Annotated in this window: 1 protein-coding gene; it reads right to left on the minus strand. The window is 62.1% G+C overall.

From position 1 onward, the window contains the following. Nucleotides 1–79: 79 nt before the first annotated feature. The gene (locus ID132_RS12730; protein ID WP_125106148.1) at nt 80–358 is read right to left on the minus strand and encodes a hypothetical protein; all 279 of its coding nucleotides are present in this window, start codon (nt 356–358) and stop codon (nt 80–82) included. Nucleotides 359–797 lie beyond the last annotated feature (439 nt).

Below are 797 nucleotides of genomic sequence, written 5' to 3' on the forward strand. Positions count from 1 at the left end.
AATGTCCGAAGAGCCGGTAATGTGCGGTGCGGGCCCTCATGAGCGCAGTGAGTTCCTCAACGATCGCCGGGTGCTGGAACTAGCACTGTGGGAGCGTCTTCGTCGAGATTCTGAACCGGGCCGTCCACCACCCTACAAACACGCGCAGCCGCTCCCACGTGGATGCGCGCCCTTCGCCAATGAGTTCCTCCCGCCTGATCGCGCCCTCCGAGGGGCGAAGTGCGTCGAGTTGGCATCGACAGGTGAAGCCCACTGTGTCCGTGCCGTCAACGTTGCTGTCGAACGTGTCATCTTCCTCCAGGTCTGCCGGCATCGCGAATTCACTGAGCCAGTCTTGCAAGCCCTCATCGGTGCTCATGTTGCGTCTCCGTCGCCAGCGTCGATCGAGATCCCGAGTGTTCGCTCGAACAAGTCGTTGAAGCTCGTCGACATCCGGGAGCCCGACGTGCGAAAGGTCTGCCGGACTTTGCGGGTACCGAGGACCCCTCGACGTCGCGGAGGTGGTCGATGTTCGATGCGCAGCCAAGCAGCACTTTCGCGATCGACGACGACCAGATCAGTTCCGCCTCCGCAGCCAATCACGCGGTCTCCGCCTGCGACAGTGCCTGGAGCACAACCAACATCCAAATGCCCATACCACCACCATCCGGCAGGCGAGGAACTCGTCCGAGCCGAACAGTGGATCATGCCTGGTTGGGATCATCCTGCGCACTCTCGCCGAAATGCTCGAAACGTCGGTCGCCTACCTCGTCGGCGAAGCAGACGACGACGTGCCGCTGCGGAAAACGCAGAACGCC

It is taken from the genome of Gulosibacter sediminis (assembly GCF_014904065.1).
Taxonomy (GTDB): Bacteria; Actinomycetota; Actinomycetes; order Actinomycetales; family Microbacteriaceae; genus Gulosibacter; species Gulosibacter sediminis.